This is a genomic window from Acinetobacter sp. YH16040_T, assembly GCF_024605785.1.
Taxonomy (GTDB): Bacteria; Pseudomonadota; Gammaproteobacteria; order Pseudomonadales; family Moraxellaceae; genus Acinetobacter; species Acinetobacter amyesii.
In genome coordinates this window covers 1,093,473-1,109,407 of the sequence record NZ_CP094541.1, presented here as the reverse complement: position 1 = coordinate 1,109,407, position 15,935 = coordinate 1,093,473, and the positions used below count along the sequence as shown (strand labels likewise).

Sequence of the window (15,935 nt, the reverse complement as noted above, 5' to 3'; positions counted from 1 at the left end):
TATGAGTACCCTTCGATCTTCCGCTATTCCTGTTTCTGATCCGTCTGCGGGTTTACGTATTACGGAGATTTTTTATTCATTGCAAGGTGAAGCCAATACCGCAGGTTTGCCTACGGTCTTTATCCGCTTAACGGGCTGTCCGTTACGTTGCACTTATTGTGATACAACCTATTCGTTTGAAGGTGGTGAACGCCAATCATTAGAAGAAATTATTCAAACCACTTTAGATTTTAAAACCCCTTATATTTGCGTGACGGGTGGTGAGCCGCTTGCTCAACCGAACGCCCTTCCCCTCATGACTCGTCTGGCCGATTTAGGCTGCGAAGTATCTGTAGAAACCAGTGGTGCTTTAGATGTGTCTAAAGTTGACCCGCGTGTTTCAAAAGTTATGGATTTAAAAACCCCGACATCGGGTGAAGTTGCACGAAACTTGCTTAGCAACTTCGACCATTTAACGCCACATGATCAAATCAAATTTGTGATTTGTAATCGTGAAGACTATGAATGGTCAAAACAGCAAGTTGATCGCTATAAGCTAAACGAAAAAGTCAACACCATTTGGTTCTCTCCGGCCTTTGCCGTTGAAAAAGGCGCTGTTCGTTTACCTCAGCTTGCACGTGATTTAGCACAGTGGATTTTAGAAGACCATCTCCCTGTTCGCTTCCAATTGCAATTACATAAATTGCTTTGGAACGATGAAACTGGTCGTTAAGTTTTAAAGAATTATTTGGAGTAATGCATATGCGCCCTCGTGCCATAGTTTTATTGTCTGGCGGCTTAGACTCAACCACTTGTTTAGCTTGGGCTCAAGCACGTTATGAATGTATCGCCTTAAGTTTTATGTATGGTCAACGTTCTACGACAGAACTGGATGCTGCTCGTGAGTTAACCAAGCAGGCTGGTGTAGAACATCGTGTCATTAATATCGATTTAGGTAACTTAGGTGGCTCTGCGTTAACGGACCATAGCATTGAAGTTCCTGATCATGAACAAGCCGGTATTCCTGTAACTTATGTACCAGCGCGTAACACGATTTTCTTGTCATATGCTTTAGCTGCGGCGGAAGTTTTTGGTGCAGAAGCAATTGTCATTGGTATTAATGCGGTTGATTACTCAGGCTATCCAGACTGCCGTCCAGAGTTTATCGAAGCCTTTGCCAACATGGCTCGCCTTGCAACTAAAGTTGGCGTTGAAGGAAAACCACTTAAATTTGAAACACCTCTGTTACATTTATCCAAAGCAAATATCATTCGCTTAGGTATAGAACATGGCGTAGACTACAGTCAAACGGTGTCTTGCTATCAAGCAGATGACCAAGGTCGTGCTTGCGGTAAATGCGATAGCTGCCGTCTTCGTAAACAAGGTTTCGTTGACGCAGGTATTGAAGATCCGACACGTTACATACCGAAATAACAAGGTAGGGTTTATGAAAAATTTAAAATCAAACATTATTCTTTCTGCTGCTTTCTCTGCAGCTGCATTGTTTGCTTCAGTTGCACACGCTGACAACGACAAGCTTCAACAAGCATATAAGAGCACTAACGTAAAATCTTCGTTAATTAATGTTTGTAAAGAAGAAACTGGCAAAGGTAAAAAACTAACTGCCGCTGAAGTTAGCAAATACTGTACTTGTGCTGTTGAAGCAGATGGTCGTTTAACCAATGCTCAAAAATGGGAAATCCAAAGCACAATCAACCAGAAGAAAAGCCCTGCAACACTCGCTTTTGTTCAAAAACAAAATAAAGACCTTCAAGCATGTTTCGGTCCTCAGTTAACAGGTAAATTAAAAAATTTAACTGAAGAAGCAATGAAATCTGCTCAAGCGAAAAAATAATTTTCGTCTTAAAAAAGCCTGCAAATGCAGGCTTTTTTATTGCTTTAAGTTCAAAGTAAATTCTGTATGATGGTCATATTTCACATACTTTGTTTAAGCCCATTTAGGGATAAGACATGAAAAAGGAAATCTTCATGACTGAAATTAGCTTACCAAATCAAACCTTCCCAACCACCTCAGGTGAAGTCAACCTTGCAGAACTAAACAATGACTGGCTGATCATCTACTTCTACCCTAAAGATTCAACACCAGGATGTACGACGCAAGCCATTGGGTTTTCATGCTTAAAAGATCAGTTTGATGCGCTTAATACACCAATCTACGGCATTTCTCGCGACTCGGTTAAAGCCCATCAAAACTTCACTGAAAAGCAAAATCTAAGCATTGATTTAATCAGTGATAAAGAAGAAGTGCTATGTCAGCATTTTGACGTAATTAAAGAAAAAAATATGTATGGCAAAAAGGTTATGGGCATCGAACGCTCAACCTTTATTTTCCATCATGGCAAGCTGGTAAAAGAATATCGTAAAGTCAAAGCCGCAGGCCATGCAGAACAAGTCTTAGAAGATTTAAAAGCATTACAAGCAGCATAAAAGTAATGATTTGAGCCCGCTCCTTTAGGAATGGGCTCAAACTTAATAAGAAGCTTCTAACTAGAGCAATAATGAGGCTGCAATTCCCCACATCACAACGCCAATAATAAAATCTAAAACTTTCCATGCCTTTGCACTTTGGAAGAGCGGTAATAAATAGCGCGCACCAAATCCGAGGACAAAGAAAAATACCCATGAGGCTGTGATTGCTCCAGTCGCAAAATAGACTACTGTCGATTCAAACTTCGTGGAAATAGACCCAATCAGCACAACCGTATCGAGATATACATGTGGATTTAACCATGTTAAAGCCAAGCAAATCAGTACCAACTTCAATAATTTTGTTTCATTCTTCTCACTGGGCGCTAAACTGCTCGAAGTTTTAAAGGCTTGCAGAAAATGCTGTGCTCCATAAACTGCTAAAAACGTTGCGCCCAAATATTTAGCTCCATTGACAATTTCCGGATGACTTTCAACCAATTGGGAGAATCCGAGCACACCTAGTAAGATGAGTATCGAATCAGAAGCAGCACAAATAGCGCAGAGCCAAAAGACATACTGCTTTTTTAACCCCTGCTTGAGAATAAACGCATTTTGCGCACCAATCGCGATAATTAGGCTAAATCCAATTGCGAGCCCTTGCATATAACTGTGCAACATTTTTAACTACACTTTCAAAGCTTTAAATGAATCTTGCTATTATCCAAGCTAATTGCTAAAAATAAGTATTTATAAATAAATATCAATATAACTAAGTTTTTCTTAGTTTGTGAAATTTCTAATGCTCATAGGTGACTCATGTTACAAAGCAAACATAGCGAAGCTTTTCTTGCAGTTGCTGAAACAGGAAGCTTTGAACAAGCGGCACTGCGTTTAAACATTACGGCATCTGCGGTCACGCTCAGGCTGCAAACCTTAGAAAAGAAATTAGGTCATGTACTCATTGTACGTGAACGACCCTGCCGCCCAACACTCGCGGGCCAATCATTATTACATTATTTACAACACAGCAAATTACTAGAACATAATTTTCTGCAAAATCTAACAGGACAAACGGCGAATGCTTTCTATCAAGTCAATATTGCGACCAATGCTGACTCACTTGCGACATGGTTGCTTCCGCTACTCAAAGATCTCTTAATTGAAGAAAAAATCGTGATTCATTTTCAGGTCGATGATCAGTCACAAACACATCATTTATTAGAAGCAGGACTAGTCAATGCCTGTGTTACAACAGAATCAGAAGCCATGAAAGGCTGCGTTGCAGAATATCTGGGTGAAATGCATTATCGCTTTGTAGCAACCCCTGATTTTATCCAAAGATGGTTCGGTCAAGGTGTGACGCGAAATGCGTTAAGGGCTGCGCCTGCACTGATTTTTAATGAGAAAGATGACTTACATACACAATCGATTCAGAAGAATTTCGGACTCAACCCTTCACAATATCCACATCATTTCATTCCCTCTTCAACGGCATTTTTTGATGCCATTACGATGGGCTTGGGCTATGGATGGTTACCCGACTATCAAAGTAAAGACTTATTAGCAGCGGGAAAATTGATAGAGCTTTCAACAGAACTCAGTATTGATCTAGCTTTGTATTGGCATCATTGGAACCAACAATCTGTTCAATTACAAAAATTGACTGCTGTTGTGCTGCAACATGCCAAAGATCATATGTGTTAAACCCTGTAAGACTACGGTTATTCAAGCCGCCATTGGCCTTTGAGCTGTATCAATACTTGCTCACCTACTCCACCGAGTGCTTTACGCATACCAAAATCACTACGCTTAATGGTTGCTAAAGATTGAACATCCAACACTTTTGGATTTTGCGGGCTTGGGGTGAGTGTGGTATCGAAGATCACAGGTTTAGTGATACCACGAATGGTGAGATCCCCTCGAATCATATATTTCGCATAAGCCACGGGTTCGATTTGTTTACTGACAAACTTCACTTGCTTAAATTCAGCGGCATCAAAATATTCACTGCCCAAGATTAATCCCTTTAAGCTTGGATTACTAAAACTGATGCTATCTACATCTAACAGTAAATGCGCTGAACCTTTATGCGGAATTTCAGGATCAAATTTTAGGTTCGATTGAACCTTATTAAAGCGCCCTTCAACAATAGATAGCCCCACAGATTTAATGCCAAATGTGACCTGACTATTAGGCGTTAGCGTCCACTCAGCAGCATGTAGGGGCAATACGCAGCATAAAGCGAAGGCTCCCATATATTTTGCTAAGGTTCCGTGACGCAAATTCATGTTTTTCTCCTGAATAAAACACAGCCTAAAATCACTACAATGTTTATTTTTTTGCTCCATTGTAGTGCTAGAAATTTTAGCGTTTTTTTATAGCAGATTTGTTTTATCCTGAGTCATAAATTTGTGTTGAAGTTGTTTATAAATGTCTGTCTGTTGAAATTTTTTCAAAAAATCGACGGTACCTTGAGGAAAAGCATCATGCTGAATTTCACCACGATAATACGCTTCACGTACCGGTGTCGCTGAAATGGCTCCTTCTAGACTATCCAACTCAACCATTTCCCATTCGGGGAAGAATTTTAAATAATAAGAAGAATCATCTTTAAAATGCCCGATCAAACCGACTTTTGCATTCGTTTCAACTACGTCATTCACCAAAGATTTGACTAACTTTTGCCATTTTTCATCGTTATATACATCAATCACATGTACAAACTTAATTCGCTTCTGATCTTGCTCTGAAAAACTTGAAAGGATCATCTGCTCACGTTCTACAGCCAAAAATGGATTTTTGATATTTCGTTCATTTTGCGCCGAACCCAGTGCTAAAAGCACATATTGACTTTGTTGCAAGGCAATTTTAATGGTTTGCAAATGCGCTAAATGGAACGGCTGAAATCGCCCAATGAAAACCAAATAATCAAATGTATATTTCATATCAAATCAAACTTTTTATGAACTGAGCAGTTGTGCCACAGGCTGAAATATGCGACATAATGTTGAGCATAAAATCAAAACGAAACTTTTACGCAAGGATAGTACGATGACACTGAGCTGTATTCAACAACCCCATGAACATTTGAATGCGAATTTGGACAATGGCGTACTGACCTTAGCCATCAACCGACCTCAGGCGAAGAACGCGCTGTATACAGAACTATATCTGTGGATTGCAAAAGCATTAGATGAAGCTGATGAAGATACTTCAGTGCGTGTAGTTGTACTCCGTGGTCAAGATGCGGACTTCAGTGCGGGCAATGACATGCAAGATTTTATGAAATCTGCTGCTCAAAAAGGGCAAGCTCCAGCTTCTGAAGGCGCACCGTTCATTTTATTAAAATCTGCTGCTCAATTTTCTAAGCCGCTGATTGCTGCGGTTCGCGGTGTTGCCATTGGGATTGGTGTTACGATTCTGCTTCATTGCGATCTAGTCTACAGCGACAATACTGCCCTATTCCAAATTCCGTTTGTGAGCCTTGGTCTATCGCCTGAAGGTGCATCGAGCAAGCTATTGGTTCAACAAGCCGGCTACCATAAAGCGGCGGAATTACTGTTAACTGCTCAGAAGTTTGATAGTGCGACAGCGCTTTCAGCAAATTTGGTCAATAGCATTGAAGAAGATGCTTATGCGACAGCTGCGAAAAAAGCAGCACAGTTATCTGCACTTCCACTAGCGTCTTTGGTTCAATCAAAAGCATTAATGAAACATAATGTAGATGAAATCGTGGCATGGATTGACCATGAAGCTGAAATTTTCATGGATCGAGTAGGCTCTCCAGAAATGATGGAAGCTGTTGCCGCCTTTATGCAAAAACGCAAACCTGACTTCTCTCAGTTCAATTAATGTTTTAATGGAACTAAAAAACCACTCATATTTGGGTGGTTTTTTTCATCTCAGCCCCAATCTATTTTCTAAATTAAAAAACTGGATGTTTCCACATGACTGCAGTATCACAAACTGAAACTAAACCTGAAAAGAAACGCTACTACGAGCCTGCGCCTGAAGGCATCGATATCGAGAATTTTAAAAAAGTTGTACAAAGCCGTCGTTCTGTACGTAAGTTTACCGACAAGGCCATTCCAAACGACGTTTTAGATGAATGCTTAGACCTCGCCTTGCTTGCACCGAATTCATCGAATTTACAACCGTGGACATTCTATGTCGTTCAGAACCCTGCAAAGAAAAAACAATTGGTGAAAGCTTGCTTAGGGCAACTAGCTGCAAAAACTGCTGCTGAATTGATTGTCTGTGTCGCGCGTACCGACCGTGTAGATGAAATGGCAAAACGGAATATTTCGGAATTTCCATTTCCTGAAGCACCTGCAGCGGTACAGAAGTATTACAAGTTTATTCCTTATAACTATAAAACTGGTTACTTCAACGCCCTAGGTAACTTTAAGAAAGTTGCTTTCAAAGTAGCACGTACACTGGATAAACAATTGCCTGTAACAGCATTTAATGAAGCAGATGCTAAACTTTGGGCGAGCAAAACTACAGCATTGGCTTGTGAAAACTTAGTTTTGGCTTTACGCGCCTATGGTTTTGACAGTTGTATGATGGAAGGTTTTGATGAACCTTTGGTGAAGAAGATTTTAGGATTAAATGCACAGCAATACCCAGTGATGGTGATTGGTGCAGGTGAACGTGCTAAAGATGGTGTATTCTTCCCTCAGTATCGTTTTGATCGTGAGCTGTTTATTCAGAAAATATAATTTGCTTTCAAAAGAATAGTCACAACCACAATTAGCTACGTGACTTTAGTTTATAACGCGTAGGTATTACGTTACTTTGAAGGATCAAAGTAACCAAAATCCCTTGTTAGACAGAAGATTCATCCTTGAATCTCTGTCTAACGGGTTACATCCATGTCACCCTTCGTGTATCTACTTTTTTCTATAACTTAAAAATTTAAAAGCATCATTAAAATTGAATATCCACCATTTGAATAAACTCAAATGCTGGCTCTTCATAAGGATGACTTACTTTTAAAGCCCTTGCGACCTCACTCGCTTTATCTTCAGGCACTATGGTTTCCACACGCCATTCAGGGATAGATTCAAGCTGATCCAACTCACCTATAAAAGGATTTGCGCCTTTTACAGGTTTAAATTGCCCCTTCCCTAAAACTTGCCACGCGCAGTGTTCATAGTTGCCTATACCGCCTGCTCCTGCTTCAAATACGGCCAGTTTGGTAGATTCAAGATGTGATTCTGGGACGTAATAGATGAGTTTGAGCATTTTTTTACAGCCTATCGAATTCCAAATTTTATAGTAGAATAACTTTACATTGCCTATTGAGCTAAAAAACACCCATAAAAATATGAATATTATTGACCTCCAACGTATTCTATATCCCATGTCAAAATGCTTACAAACTGTAAGAAAAGACTATTTCTATTTGGGGTATTCAGCTGATCTAGCAATTTCTATTAAAAATATATCAGATGAAAAATGGGAGCTAAAGACGTATGAAAGAGGTCAAATTATTAGCCAGGAATTCTATTTAAGTGAATACATTACTTGTTTAAAACTTTTGCATCATATTGATAAAATTTCCACTGATGATCCAAACACTATGAAACTGATAGATTATTCAGAAGATTGGGCACTTTTAGAAAAAAAAAAGAATTTTATTTTTGTATCCAAAGTTCCAGACCATATCTTTATAGAGACTTTTCAATAAATTTAACCTCTACAGAAATTCAAAACTATAGATCCCTAGGTTGCAATTTTCTTTTTTCATTACAAGCTGAGATTGATGCAAGCATCCCAATCAGAACATCATCAAATTATCATAAAAGGAAAATTAATAATAATTTAGAGAATGAATTATCTAATAGGCTGCTAGATGAATTTGAACTTCTAGATGTTTTTGAATTAAATACTCAAGAAATAGTTAGCACTTCAAAGCAATCTAAATTAATTAATGACTCCACAACATTTATTAAAAACCAAATATCTCAACCACGTTATATTCTTCCATCTATTATTTTCATTTATATAACTCTGAACTACTTTTTCAACAAATAACACATAAAAAAAACCGCCTCACGGCGGTTTCTATATTTCAAATATTACATCTGCAACGCATAACCCAAAACTAAAAACACCAACTGCAAACACACCACTGCACCAAAAAGTTTCCAGCCCTTTCTACGCAGTGCAGACTTATCAACTGCCGAATATTCCACTGTTTTAATCATGTCATCACCTCATCATGAGTGTTGAGACTGAACTCGTTTAGTTATCCATCTTTCTTTTATTTTGCATAGCTATTGTGCATACATTACACACTAGCATGTTTCCACAAATATAAAAGCAAAATCTAAACCAAGTTCAGCATGGGAGACTACAAAAGTTGCAGACACAAAAAACCACCAAATAGGTGGCATAATAATGAGGCATCTTAACCAATGTTTTAATATTTTTCCATAAGGTAAAATTAAGACATTATTTTACCTTATTATTTACTACACAAATTATCATTAGCCAATGTCATTACAGTTCCATCCAGAGCCTGACTAAATGCTAAATGCGCTTTAAAACGTATTTTAGTATTCATGGTAATTGCACTGATATCTTTAACAACCGTCATTGCTCTAGGTAATTCATCTACTGGAAAACGTTCATAGATACACCCTATCGCACGTGATTTCTCAAATGAAATATGTTTAACCTGCGCTAAGTCTAGTTTATTCACTAATAGGCTTTTTTGTAATTGCACTGCATATTGGCTAACTGCCCTTTGCTGCTCTATTTGCTTAAAATTTTGAGTGATATAAAGATCAATGTCATCACGGATACCATTCAGATCTGCATCCACTCCCATTAAATTATTATCGACATTCAGCTGAAGTTGTCCGCCTCTTTTTTCCACTTCATTGAGCTGTACAACATTCTGCCGCCACATATACGCTTCACAGCCATTCAGAAAAATAATACTCGGAATAACAATCAAGGAAATTTTTACTAATTTTTGTAGATTCATAAGCAATGTATTTTTTATTTTAGCAACTCATCTTAAACGAAAAGCTAAACCATTTAAACGGCTGAAAGGTGAGTATCTCTTCGCCATAAAAAAAGCCCCTTTCGGGGCTTTTCAATTTGTTGATTAAATCAATTAACCAATAAATTTACGTGCATTACGGAACATACGTAACCAAGCACCGTCTTGATCCCAATCTTCAGGTTTCCAAGAGTGCTGAATCGCACGGAAGTTACGTTCAGGGTGCGGCATCATAATCGTTGCACGGCCGTCTTTAGACGTTACACCTGAAATCGCTTCTGGTGAACCGTTCGGGTTCATTGGGTAATGCTGTGTTGGGTTGCCTTGGCTATCTACATAACGCAAGATCACTTGATCACCTGCATTCAATGCTGCAATGTTTTCCGCGCTAGCAACCACACGGCCTTCACCATGTGCAACAGCGATAGGAAGAATCGAACCTTCCATACCTTCTAACAATACAGAATTTGATTTTTCAACGCGTACGTTTACAGCACGCGCTTCAAACATCTCTGAAGTATTGCGGTGGAAACGAGGCCAAGCTTCTGCACCCGGAATGAGTGGTGCAAGCTGAGACAGCATTTGACAGCCGTTACAAATACCTAGAGAGAAAGTTTCATCACGGTTGAAGAATTTCTCAAATTGGTCACGAAGTTTAGGATTGAATAATACTGATTTAGCCCAACCGCCGCCTGCGCCCAATACGTCACCGTAAGAGAAACCGCCACATGCCACTAAACCTTCAAAGTCATCAAGACTGATACGGCCAGCAAGCAAGTCGCTCATGTGTACGTCTACAGTGTTGAAGCCGACTTTATCGAATGCAGCAGCCATTTCTACATGACCATTTACACCTTGTTCACGCAGAATCACCATGTTTGGACGGCGTTCATTGATGTACGGTGCTTCGATTGGCTCGTTCAAATCAAATGTTGGTTTTGCAATTAAACCTGCATGTGATTTGTCAGCAATCAACGCATATTCTTGATCCGCAGTTTCTACGTTGTCACGCAGACGTTGGATTTGATGCGACACTTCAGTCCAAGCTTGCTGTAATTCAGCACGGTCTAAGCTCAAACCATTTACAGTTAAAGTATCTGTATCGTTTACAGTACCCACAACCGCAATTGCATCTTTAAGGCTAGACGCTGCAACTTCAGCTTCTAATGCAGCCCAATCCGCTTTGCTGATTTGAAGCACTGCACCAATTTCTTCTGCAAACAAGCTTGCAGTCGATTGATCTTCAAGTGCTGCACCTAAGCGTGAAGCAAACATCATTTCTGCAACAGTTGCCAATAGACCACCATCACCGATGTCATGGTAAGCCTTGATTAGACCACGGTTGTTCCAGTCTTGAACCAATGCAAAGAATGCTTTGAAGTCATCGAAGCTGTCTACGTCAGGTGTTACAGAACCAATTGCTTTATAAACCTGAGCAAGGATCGAACCGCCTAGACGGAATTGACCTTTAGACAAATCAATACGTACCAGTACAGACTCGATATTTTTAAGTTCAGGTGTCAATGTTTTGCGAACATCCGTCACAGGTGCAAATGCTGTGATCACGCCTGACATTGGTGAAGTGACAGATTTGTCTTCGCCTTCGTCATTCCAAGTGGTACGCATAGACAATGAGTCTTTACCTACTGGAATTGCGATACCTAGTGCAGGACACATTTCCATACCGATGGCTTTAACACCTTCGAATAGCGCTTGATCTTCACCTTGTTGACCTGCAGCAGCCATCCAGTTTGCAGACAATTTAATGTCACTGATCTGGTCGATTTTTGCAGACATAATGTTTGAAATCGATTCTGCTACAGATAAACGTGCAGAAGCAGCAGGATTCAACAACGCAACTGGTGGACGCTCACCCATTGCCATTGCTTCACCTGTATAACCGACAAGGCTAGTCGTTGTTACCGCAGCATCCGCTACAGGAACTTGCCACTTACCAACGAACTGATCACGTGCAACCATACCTGTAATCGAACGGTCACCAATCGTGATTAAGAACGATTTAGATGCAACAGTCGGGTTTTTAAGAACGCGGTAAATCGCATCTTTCAAATCTGTTACAGTTTCAGCAGTGAAGTCATCGCCTTTACGTTCAATGGTTTTGTATGAACGGCTCATACGCGGTGTACCGCCAAGCATTACTTGCATTGGCATATCCACAGCTTTGTTTTCAAATAATGGATCGTTCACAGTCAATTGACGCGCTTCAGTTGCTTCACCTAATACAGCGAATGGGCAGCGTTCACGTGCACACAGTGATTCAAATAATTCTAATGAGCTTGGACGAATTGCTAATACATAACGCTCTTGTGCTTCGTTCGACCAAATCTCCATTGGAGACATGCCTTTTTCAAGCGAAGGAATTTTACGTAGATCAAGGATTGCTCCTAACTCGTGATCGTTCACAAGTTCAGGCATTGCATTTGAGATACCGCCTGCGCCTACGTCATGTACAGACACGATTGGGTTATGATCTTCCATGCGCCAGCAAGCATCGATGACTTCTTGGCAACGGCGTTCCATTTCTGGGTTTTCACGCTGTACAGATGCGAAGTCTAGGTTTTCACCCAACTTACCGCTGTCTACAGAAGACGCTGCTCCGCCGCCTAAACCAATCAGCATTGCAGGACCACCTAGTACGATCAGTAAATCGCCTGGTTGAATCGCATCTTTTTCTACATGGTCAGGACGGATGTTACCGTAACCACCGGCAATCATAATTGGCTTATGGAAGCCTTTTACATCGCCATTGACATTTTGTTCAAATGTACGGAAGTAACCATTTAACGCAGGACGACCAAATTCATTGTTAAACGCTGCACCACCCAATGGGCCTTCAATCATAATTTGAAGTGGAGATGCCATACGAGATGGTTTGCCGTAGTTTTCTTCCCATGGCTGTTCAAAGCCTGGAATGTTCAAGTTAGATACGGTAAAACCTGTTAAACCTGCTTTTGGCTTACCACCACGACCTGTTGCGCCTTCGTCACGGATTTCACCGCCCGAACCTGTTGCTGCACCAGCAAATGGTGCAATCGCTGTCGGATGGTTATGGGTTTCCACTTTCATCAAGATGTGAGCGGCTTGACTCTTGTATTTATAAACGTGGTGACCTGTTTCAGCGTCTTGTTTTGGATAAAAACGCTGTGTGTCAAAACCAACTATTACAGAAGCGTTGTCTTTATATGCCGACAATACATCTGTAGGTGATTCTTTATAGGTGTTTTTAATCATTTGGAACAATGACAATGGTTGAACTTCACCATCAATTGTCCATTCAGAACCGAAAATTTTGTGACGGCAATGCTCTGAGTTCGCTTGGGCAAACATCATCAATTCGATGTCATGCGGGTTGCGACCCATTTTTGTGAATGCATCGGTTAAATAATCGATTTCTTCATCAGAAAGCGCAAAACCAAATTCAGAGTTAGCTTTCACCAACGCTTCTTTACCTTGACCCAAAATATCAATTGAGTTTAAAGGCTTTGGTTCAGTTTCAGAGAAAAGTGCCGCAGCATCTTCAATAGCATTGAAAACGCTTTCGGTCATGCGATCATGTAATGCTAGTTTTACTTCATCAGAAACAGCATTTACACCCTTCAAAGTAAACAAAACACCGCGTTCAAGGCGATGAACCGGTGTATTACAGTTGGCAAAAATGTCTGTTGCCTTAGACGACCACGGAGAGATGGTTCCAACACGTGGCGTCACTAAAATTTGGACTTCGTCACTTGCTGCTTGGTGCAATTCAAAAGATTGACCATCGTTGAGAAGCTGTAAAGCGGATTGCTGTTGTTGCTCGTTGAGCGCTTGGTCAAAAAGGTAAACCCATTGACTTTCAATTGATTGAACAGAACTAATTGACGTTAAACGTGATAATAGTTGAGTTTTCTTAAATGAAGAATGTGCAGGTGCACCGGCAACGATAAACATGCTAATTTTGGCTCCACGGGATGATCGAAAAGACCATGCCACAATGTGACTTGAGAGAGCGCATATTCTACTGTGTATTAGTTAAATCAGCTAGATGGGAAAAGCATTTTCTGTTCGAGAATGGCACAAGATTTTTTAAATTTTGTTTTTATTTTCAGTCAAAAAGATTGAATACAGCAGTGCAGCTTAGCACAAAATAAATTGTAAAAAACATTAATCGAAAATTAATATCAAATTTAGAATTTTGAAGCTTTCAAGTCCGCATTACCAATGGGTTTGAATCAGCGAATAGTCTAGCCAATGAATAATATTTATCTTAAAAACACCCTACCTTAATACGAATATTCTACACCTACACCGATACCCTTAAATAAAGTGTCAAGCTATGACGCGACCCACTATTACTTTAGTCACAAGTTTGGCATCATAGTTTTTAGTAAATAACTGAATAATGATAAATGACTCAAATGCGTTGGCTTGAACTGCTTTCTACAGTTCGTATTGGTAGTAATAAACATAGCTCTGAACAGGCACGTAGCCCCTTCCACAAAGACTACGACCGCATTATTTTTTCTCAAAGCTTTCGACAATTAAACCGCAAGACCCAAGTCCATCCCCTCACCCAACATGATGGCATTCATACTCGCCTGACTCACTCTTTAGAAGTGTCTTGTATTGGACGTTCATTGGGGATGCTCGCGGCTGAAAAAATTAAAGATGAACTCCCGATGTGGATTTCACCTGCCGATGTTGGTGCAATTATTCAAGCTGCGTGCTTGGCACACGATATTGGCAATCCACCTTTTGGACATGCAGGCGAATATGCCATTCGAGAATGGTTTGATGATGCATCGCATACCAACTTTTTACAGGACTTAAGCCCTGAAGAAGAAGCCGATGTGCGTCAGTTCGAAGGCAATGCCCAAGGTTTACGCCTACTAACTAAAATTGATTATCATCCGAATGATGGTGGTATGCGTTTAACCTATGCAACTTTAGGTGCATATTTAAAATACCCGTGGCTTTCAAAAACCATTGCATCGCAAGGCAATAAACCTGCGAGCCAACGGGCTAAATTTGGCTGCTATCAGGCAGAAAAAGAAATCTTGCAGCAAATTGCAGAGCAACTCGGTTTAATTCAACTGGGCGAATATCACTACTGTCGTCATCCGTTGACCTATTTGCTTGAAGCCGCAGATGACATTTGTTATGCCTTAATTGACCTTGAAGATGGCATTATCCTCAACATGTTGAACTATAACGAAGTTGAGCCAATTTTCCTTGATCTGGTCGGTGACTATGGCATACCTGCCGAATTGGCGATGACTGATACCACTTGGCAACAAAAAATAGCTGCATTACGTGGTCGTGTGATGAAACGTCTAGTCGAAGAAGTCACGACAGCCTTCGCCCGCCATCATCATGAAATTTTGTCAGGTCAACTTAAAGGCAGTTTATTGCAATATTGCAGTGAAGATATTGAGCGTGGAATTAACCGAGCAAAAGAATTAGCCCGCGATAAAATTTTTGAACATCCACAAAAAGCAGGCTTAGAGATTATTGCGCATCAAAGTCTACAAAATATTTTAGATGCCTTTATTCCTCTAACTACGCCAAATAAAACTTTGAGTTTTAAAGAACAACGACTGATGTCCATTCTTCACCGTTCGGGGGCACATTTTGGGCCGTTGCATTATGAAAACATCATGCAAGTATTGGATATTATCTCTAAATTTTCAGACCATCAGGCTTATAACCTTGCACAAGAACTTCAAGGCAATAAAGTTGGTTTCTTTTAAACCTGAAAAAATGTGAAGGCTAGTAATTCGCTGGCCTTCACGCTAATCTCGCAACAAATTGAAATTGAGCAAATGGCTCAGACTAAACTGAAATAAAGTGAATAAATGACATGATCGGATGTTTAATTGGCGAAGTGCTGGCATTGGAAGCACCAACAGTATTACTCAATGTAAATGGTGTGGGCTATGAGATTGACACCCCACTTTCTACATTTTGCCAACTACAAAAAGGTCAAAAAATTACCCTGTGGACACATCTGGCTGTTCGTGAAGATGCACAACTGCTGTATGGATTTAGCAATGCTCAAGAAAAACTGATTTTTCGCACACTTTTAAAAGTTAACGGCGTAGGCCCTAAAATGGCACTGGGCATTTTATCAACATTAAGTGTTGAAATGCTGATTCACACGGTTGAACATGAAGATGTAAACACTTTAGTCAAAGTTCCGGGTGTAGGCAAAAAGACCTCTGAACGCCTCATGATTGAGTTACGTGATCGCTTTAAAGCCATGGCTTCAGGCACTGCACCAACGAATTCAACTGTTGAACAAATTCAATTTACGGGCAACTCTGCCGTAGCCGAAGCTGAAGCGGCCTTACAGTCTTTAGGTTATAAACCTGCTGAAGCACAAAAACTGATTAATGCCGTCAAAGCTGATTATACTGAAGCCAGCGACATCATTCGCGCTGCATTAAAGTCGATGAATAAATAATTTTTAGTTTCTAATGAGCACTGCATCCTTTGCCTTTTAGAGCTATAG

17 protein-coding genes are annotated in these 15,935 nt (G+C 40.2%); 10 read left to right on the top strand and 7 right to left on the bottom strand.

Annotated features, from left to right (window positions below; all coding sequences use genetic code 11):
* The first annotated feature begins 1 nt into the window (after nucleotide 1).
* The 4 genes from queE (at nucleotide 2) to MST16_RS05345 (ending at nucleotide 2,427) form a co-directional block, all read left to right on the top strand.
* Entirely contained in the window at nucleotides 2-712 is a 711-nt protein-coding gene (gene queE / locus MST16_RS05360) for a 7-carboxy-7-deazaguanine synthase QueE (RefSeq protein WP_180009953.1), read from the top strand.
* 29 nt (nucleotides 713-741) lie between these two features.
* Nucleotides 742-1,413 carry a 7-cyano-7-deazaguanine synthase QueC gene (gene queC, locus MST16_RS05355; protein ID WP_180009954.1) on the top strand — a complete coding sequence of 224 codons (672 nt, stop codon included), beginning with the start codon at nucleotides 742-744 and terminating at the stop codon, nucleotides 1,411-1,413.
* A 13-nt stretch (nucleotides 1,414-1,426) separates the two neighbouring features.
* On the top strand, nucleotides 1,427-1,834 hold the full coding sequence (locus MST16_RS05350) for a hypothetical protein (RefSeq protein WP_078192024.1): 408 nt from the start codon (nucleotides 1,427-1,429) through the stop codon (nucleotides 1,832-1,834).
* Between the two features lie 134 nt (nucleotides 1,835-1,968).
* A complete protein-coding gene (locus MST16_RS05345) occupies nucleotides 1,969-2,427 on the top strand; it encodes a peroxiredoxin (RefSeq protein WP_180003271.1) in 459 nt (152 codons plus the stop codon).
* Between the two features lie 60 nt (nucleotides 2,428-2,487).
* On the opposite strand, the gene MST16_RS05340 is transcribed toward MST16_RS05345, so the two are convergent.
* On the bottom strand, nucleotides 2,488-3,087 hold the full coding sequence (locus MST16_RS05340) for a LysE/ArgO family amino acid transporter (RefSeq protein WP_180009955.1): 600 nt from the start codon (nucleotides 3,085-3,087) through the stop codon (nucleotides 2,488-2,490).
* A 138-nt stretch (nucleotides 3,088-3,225) separates the two neighbouring features.
* Between MST16_RS05340 and MST16_RS05335 the strand changes: the two genes are divergently transcribed.
* Entirely contained in the window at nucleotides 3,226-4,113 is an 888-nt protein-coding gene (locus MST16_RS05335; RefSeq protein WP_180009956.1) for a LysR family transcriptional regulator ArgP, read from the top strand.
* 17 nt (nucleotides 4,114-4,130) lie between these two features.
* Here the strand turns inward: MST16_RS05335 and MST16_RS05330 are convergent, their stop codons facing one another.
* Both MST16_RS05330 and MST16_RS05325 read right to left on the bottom strand, forming a co-directional pair.
* Nucleotides 4,131-4,697, bottom strand: a complete 567-nt coding sequence (locus tag MST16_RS05330; protein ID WP_171262626.1) for a YceI family protein — start codon at nucleotides 4,695-4,697, stop codon at nucleotides 4,131-4,133.
* 87 nt (nucleotides 4,698-4,784) lie between these two features.
* Nucleotides 4,785-5,354, bottom strand: coding sequence for a nicotinate-nicotinamide nucleotide adenylyltransferase (locus MST16_RS05325; RefSeq protein WP_180009957.1), 570 nt, complete (start codon nucleotides 5,352-5,354; stop codon nucleotides 4,785-4,787).
* A gap of 106 nt (nucleotides 5,355-5,460) precedes the next feature.
* Here MST16_RS05325 and MST16_RS05320 point away from each other — a divergent pair, with 106 nt between their 5' ends.
* Together MST16_RS05320 and MST16_RS05315 are read left to right on the top strand one after the other, a co-directional pair.
* Nucleotides 5,461-6,261, top strand: a complete 801-nt coding sequence (locus MST16_RS05320) for an enoyl-CoA hydratase-related protein (protein ID WP_180009958.1) — start codon at nucleotides 5,461-5,463, stop codon at nucleotides 6,259-6,261.
* Between the two features lie 95 nt (nucleotides 6,262-6,356).
* Nucleotides 6,357-7,130: a nitroreductase family protein gene (locus tag MST16_RS05315; RefSeq protein WP_180009959.1), complete on the top strand. Its 774-nt coding sequence runs from the start codon at nucleotides 6,357-6,359 to the stop codon at nucleotides 7,128-7,130.
* A 208-nt stretch (nucleotides 7,131-7,338) separates the two neighbouring features.
* Here MST16_RS05315 and MST16_RS05310 read toward each other — a convergent pair whose 3' ends face one another.
* Nucleotides 7,339-7,656 carry an NGG1p interacting factor NIF3 gene (locus MST16_RS05310; RefSeq protein WP_078192030.1) on the bottom strand — a complete coding sequence of 106 codons (318 nt, stop codon included), beginning with the start codon at nucleotides 7,654-7,656 and terminating at the stop codon, nucleotides 7,339-7,341.
* Nucleotides 7,657-7,705: 49 nt separating this feature from the next.
* Here MST16_RS05310 and MST16_RS05305 point away from each other — a divergent pair, with 49 nt between their 5' ends.
* Entirely contained in the window at nucleotides 7,706-8,101 is a 396-nt protein-coding gene (locus MST16_RS05305) for a hypothetical protein (protein ID WP_180009960.1), read from the top strand.
* Between the two features lie 391 nt (nucleotides 8,102-8,492).
* On the opposite strand, the gene MST16_RS05300 is transcribed toward MST16_RS05305, so the two are convergent.
* The 3 genes from MST16_RS05300 to purL form a co-directional block, all read right to left on the bottom strand.
* Nucleotides 8,493-8,621: a KGW motif small protein gene (locus tag MST16_RS05300; RefSeq protein WP_257222543.1), complete on the bottom strand. Its 129-nt coding sequence runs from the start codon at nucleotides 8,619-8,621 to the stop codon at nucleotides 8,493-8,495.
* 260 nt (nucleotides 8,622-8,881) lie between these two features.
* Nucleotides 8,882-9,406: a hypothetical protein gene (locus MST16_RS05295; protein ID WP_180009961.1), complete on the bottom strand. Its 525-nt coding sequence runs from the start codon at nucleotides 9,404-9,406 to the stop codon at nucleotides 8,882-8,884.
* Nucleotides 9,407-9,538: 132 nt separating this feature from the next.
* On the bottom strand, nucleotides 9,539-13,375 hold the full coding sequence (gene purL / locus MST16_RS05290; protein WP_180009962.1) for a phosphoribosylformylglycinamidine synthase: 3,837 nt from the start codon (nucleotides 13,373-13,375) through the stop codon (nucleotides 9,539-9,541).
* Nucleotides 13,376-13,833: 458 nt separating this feature from the next.
* Here purL and MST16_RS05285 point away from each other — a divergent pair, with 458 nt between their 5' ends.
* Together MST16_RS05285 and ruvA are read left to right on the top strand one after the other, a co-directional pair.
* Entirely contained in the window at nucleotides 13,834-15,174 is a 1,341-nt protein-coding gene (locus tag MST16_RS05285) for a deoxyguanosinetriphosphate triphosphohydrolase (protein ID WP_180009963.1), read from the top strand.
* 110 nt (nucleotides 15,175-15,284) lie between these two features.
* On the top strand, nucleotides 15,285-15,887 hold the full coding sequence (gene ruvA / locus MST16_RS05280) for a Holliday junction branch migration protein RuvA (protein ID WP_180009964.1): 603 nt from the start codon (nucleotides 15,285-15,287) through the stop codon (nucleotides 15,885-15,887).
* Nucleotides 15,888-15,935: the final 48 nt, after the last annotated feature.

Bases quoted from the DNA above. Each gene is read 5' to 3' on its own strand.
- queE (WP_180009953.1), top strand. From the start codon at position 2: ATGAGTACCCTTCGATCTTCCGCTATTCCTGTTTCTGATCCGTCTGCG.
- queC (WP_180009954.1), top strand. From the start codon at position 742: ATGCGCCCTCGTGCCATAGTTTTATTGTCTGGCGGCTTAGACTCAACC.
- MST16_RS05350 (WP_078192024.1), top strand. From the start codon at position 1,427: ATGAAAAATTTAAAATCAAACATTATTCTTTCTGCTGCTTTCTCTGCA.
- MST16_RS05345 (WP_180003271.1), top strand. From the start codon at position 1,969: ATGACTGAAATTAGCTTACCAAATCAAACCTTCCCAACCACCTCAGGT.
- MST16_RS05340 (WP_180009955.1), bottom strand. From the start codon at position 3,087: ATGTTGCACAGTTATATGCAAGGGCTCGCAATTGGATTTAGCCTAATT.
- MST16_RS05335 (WP_180009956.1), top strand. From the start codon at position 3,226: ATGTTACAAAGCAAACATAGCGAAGCTTTTCTTGCAGTTGCTGAAACA.
- MST16_RS05330 (WP_171262626.1), bottom strand. From the start codon at position 4,697: ATGAATTTGCGTCACGGAACCTTAGCAAAATATATGGGAGCCTTCGCT.
- MST16_RS05325 (WP_180009957.1), bottom strand. From the start codon at position 5,354: ATGAAATATACATTTGATTATTTGGTTTTCATTGGGCGATTTCAGCCG.
- MST16_RS05320 (WP_180009958.1), top strand. From the start codon at position 5,461: ATGACACTGAGCTGTATTCAACAACCCCATGAACATTTGAATGCGAAT.
- MST16_RS05315 (WP_180009959.1), top strand. From the start codon at position 6,357: ATGACTGCAGTATCACAAACTGAAACTAAACCTGAAAAGAAACGCTAC.
- MST16_RS05310 (WP_078192030.1), bottom strand. From the start codon at position 7,656: ATGCTCAAACTCATCTATTACGTCCCAGAATCACATCTTGAATCTACC.
- MST16_RS05300 (WP_257222543.1), bottom strand. From the start codon at position 8,621: ATGATTAAAACAGTGGAATATTCGGCAGTTGATAAGTCTGCACTGCGT.
- MST16_RS05295 (WP_180009961.1), bottom strand. From the start codon at position 9,406: ATGAATCTACAAAAATTAGTAAAAATTTCCTTGATTGTTATTCCGAGT.
- purL (WP_180009962.1), bottom strand. From the start codon at position 13,375: ATGTTTATCGTTGCCGGTGCACCTGCACATTCTTCATTTAAGAAAACT.
- MST16_RS05285 (WP_180009963.1), top strand. From the start codon at position 13,834: ATGACTCAAATGCGTTGGCTTGAACTGCTTTCTACAGTTCGTATTGGT.
- ruvA (WP_180009964.1), top strand. From the start codon at position 15,285: ATGATCGGATGTTTAATTGGCGAAGTGCTGGCATTGGAAGCACCAACA.